General features: G+C 70.8%; 2 protein-coding genes and 1 pseudogene. 1 reads left to right on the top strand and 2 read right to left on the bottom strand.

The genetic code is table 11. The annotated features are described in order from the left end of the window. Positions 1-329 precede the first annotated feature (329 nt). The gene (locus AOK15_RS40500) at positions 330-701 is read right to left on the bottom strand and encodes a holo-ACP synthase (protein WP_055524171.1); all 372 of its coding nucleotides are present in this window, start codon (positions 699-701) and stop codon (positions 330-332) included. Positions 702-849: 148 nt separating this feature from the next. Here AOK15_RS40500 and AOK15_RS40495 point away from each other — a divergent pair, with 148 nt between their 5' ends. Then, positions 850-1056, top strand: a complete 207-nt coding sequence (locus AOK15_RS40495; protein WP_055524169.1) for a hypothetical protein — start codon at positions 850-852, stop codon at positions 1054-1056. 20 nt (positions 1057-1076) lie between these two features. Here AOK15_RS40495 and glmS read toward each other — a convergent pair. Then, positions 1077-2712: pseudogene (gene glmS / locus AOK15_RS40490) on the bottom strand (glutamine--fructose-6-phosphate transaminase (isomerizing)); the annotation flags it as partial. Positions 2713-3004: the final 292 nt, after the last annotated feature.

Here is a 3004-nt window from a genome sequence, read left to right as displayed (position 1 = left end):
CTGGGTCACTCGTGACCCGGGCTGTGTGAGGGGCGCCCAGTAGCTCGGGGGCCACTGTCGCAGGGCGACTGCGGGTGCGCTGTGGTTTCTCGCGCAGTTCCCCGCGCCCCTGAAGGCATGGGCCTGGCGGCCCGGCCTTCATCCTGAGCAGCGGCCGGGGTTGCGACCCGCGCTTTTCAACGGAGCCATCCGGCCGCAGGCCCATGCCTTTCGGGGGAGGGCGGGCCGCAGGCCCGTCCCTCCAGGGGCGCGGGGAACTGCGCGAGAAACCACGAATCACCCGCGCCCGCACGACAACAGTGGACCCCGAGCCACCGGGCGTCCCGGCATCAGCCCTCGGCGATCACCACCGCTGAGGCCACCCCCGCGTCATGGCTCAGCGAGATGTGCCAGGACTTGACGCCGAGCGTGGCCGCGCGGGCCGCCACCGTGCCGGTCACTCGGAGGCGGGGCTGGCCGGAGGGCTCGACGTAGACCTCCGCGTCGGTCCAGTGGAGGCCCGCCGGCGCGCCGAGGGCCTTGGCGAGGGCCTCCTTCGCGGCGAAGCGGGCCGCGAGGGAGGCGATGCCCCGGCGTTCGCCGCTCGGGAGGAGCAGCTCGTCGGGCACGAAGAGGCGTTCGGCCATGGAGGGGGTCCGTTCCAGGGCCGCGCGGAAACGGTCGATCTCGGCGACGTCGATGCCGACTCCGATGATGGGCATGATCTGCACCCTACGGCGCGCCACCCCGGCAGGGCGCACCACACCACACCACATCGGGTCCGCCCCGCCCGGGTGCGGCGTCGGCGGCCAAATCCCGGCGCGCCACGCCCTGTTATCGGCTGGCCCGGCCCCGCCGCGCGTTGGGATCATGCTGCGGTTCGGTACCCACCACTCGGGAGAGGCCCTCGTGAAGAAGAACGGCAAGACCGCCGGCTTACCCCTCGTCATAGGCTCCGTGATCGCCGCCGGCAGCATCGTCCAGGAGAACTACGGCGGTGCCGTTTTCGCCGTGGTGGCCTGCGGCGCCATCTCGCTCGTCCTGCGGATCAGGGCCAATCCCCACCAGGGCCGCTGAGGCGGTGGCCCCCGCCCCGGTCACTCCACCGTCACCGACTTCGCCAAGTTGCGTGGCTGGTCCACCTCGTTGCCCCGGGCCGTCGCCAGTTCGCAGGCGAAGACCTGGAGGGGGACCGTGGAGACGAGGGGCTGGAGGAGCGTGGGGGTCGCGGGGATGCGGATGAGGTGGTCGGCGTAGGGGGCGACCGTCTCGTCGCCCTCCTCGGCGATGACGATCGTGCGGGCGCCACGGGCGCGGATCTCCTGGATGTTGGAGACGATCTTGTCGTGGAGGAGGGAGCGGCCCGCGGGGGAGGGGACCACGACGACCACCGGGAGGTCCTCCTCGATCAGGGCGATCGGGCCGTGTTTCAGCTCGCCCGCCGCGAAGCCCTCCGCGTGCATGTAGGCCAGTTCCTTCAGTTTCAGGGCGCCTTCGAGGGCCACCGGGTAGCCCACGTGGCGGCCGAGGAACAGCACCGTCTTCTTCGTGGCGAGGGTGCGCGCCAACTCCCTTACCGGCTCCATCGTTTCGAGGACGCGCTCGACCTCGCGGGAGATGCGGGAGAGGTCGCGGATCACCGCTCGGATCTCGTCGCCCCACTTGGTGCCGCGGATCTGACCCAGATACAGGGCGACCAGGTAGCAGGCGACCAGCTGGGTCAGGAACGCCTTCGTGGAGGCGACGGCGACCTCCGGGCCCGCGTGGGTGTAGAGGACGGCGTCCGACTCGCGGGGGATCGTCGAGCCGTTGGTGTTGCAGATCGCGAGGACCCGGGCGCCCTGTTCGCGCGCGTGGCGCACGGCCATCAGCGTGTCCATGGTCTCGCCGGACTGGGAGATCGCGACCACGAGCGTGCGGTGGTCGAGGATGGGGTCCCGGTAGCGGAACTCGCTGGCCAGCTCCACCTCGCAGGGCACCCGTGTCCAGTGCTCGATGGCGTACTTGGCGATGAGGCCGGCGTGGAAGGCCGTACCGCACGCGACGATGACCACCTTGTCCAGCTCGCGCAGTTCCTGGTCGGAGATGCGGACCTCGTCCAGTGTCAGAGAGCCCGCCGTGTCGATACGGCCCAGCAGGGTGTCCGCGACCGCCTTCGGCTGCTCGGCGATCTCCTTGAGCATGAAGTAGTCGTAGCCGCCCTTCTCCGCGGCCGACGCGTCCCAGTCGACGTGGTACGAACGGACCTCGGCGGGGCGGCCGTCGAACGTCGTCACCGTCACGCCGTCGCGGCGCAGCTCCACCACCTGGTCCTGGCCCAGCTCGATCGCCGAGCGGGTGTGGTCGATGAACGCGGCGACGTCCGACGCGAGGAACGCCTCGTCCTTGCCGACACCCACCACCAGAGGGGAGTTGCGGCGGGCGCCCACGACCACGTCGGGCGCGTCCGCGTGCACCGCGACGAGGGTGAACGCGCCCTCCAGACGGCGGCAGACCAGCCTCATCGACTCGGCGAGGTCGTCGCACGACGAGTACTCCTCGGCGAGGAGATGGGCGACGACCTCGGTGTCCGTCTCGGAGGCCAGTTCGTGGCCCCGCTCGGTCAGTTCGGCGCGCAGGGCCGCGAAGTTCTCGATGATGCCGTTGTGGACGACGGCGACCCGGCCCGCGTTGTCCAGATGCGGGTGGGCGTTGACGTCGGTGGGGCCGCCGTGGGTGGCCCAGCGGGTGTGGNNGCGGCGGCCAGGCCTCCGTCGGCCGGCACCGCCACGCCCGCCGAGTCGTACCCCCGGTACTCCAGCCGCTTCAGCCCGGCCAGGACCACGTCGAGCGCGGACTGTGATCCGACGTATCCCACGATTCCGCACATATCAACCCCTGTGTCCGGTGGTGTCCGGTGGTGTCGTCGCTGGTGGTGCTGTCGTCTTCCGGTGATGCCGTCGAACGCGACATGCTGTGCGCCCCCTGTGACTGTACGTGACGATCGGGTCCTGGGTGAGCCCTCATATCGGGTGACCTGGCGCGC

It is taken from the genome of Streptomyces ossamyceticus, from assembly GCF_001418475.1.
GTDB classification, from domain to species: Bacteria; Actinomycetota; Actinomycetes; order Streptomycetales; family Streptomycetaceae; genus Streptomyces; species Streptomyces ossamyceticus.
This window is presented reverse-complemented; position numbering and strand designations above follow the sequence as displayed.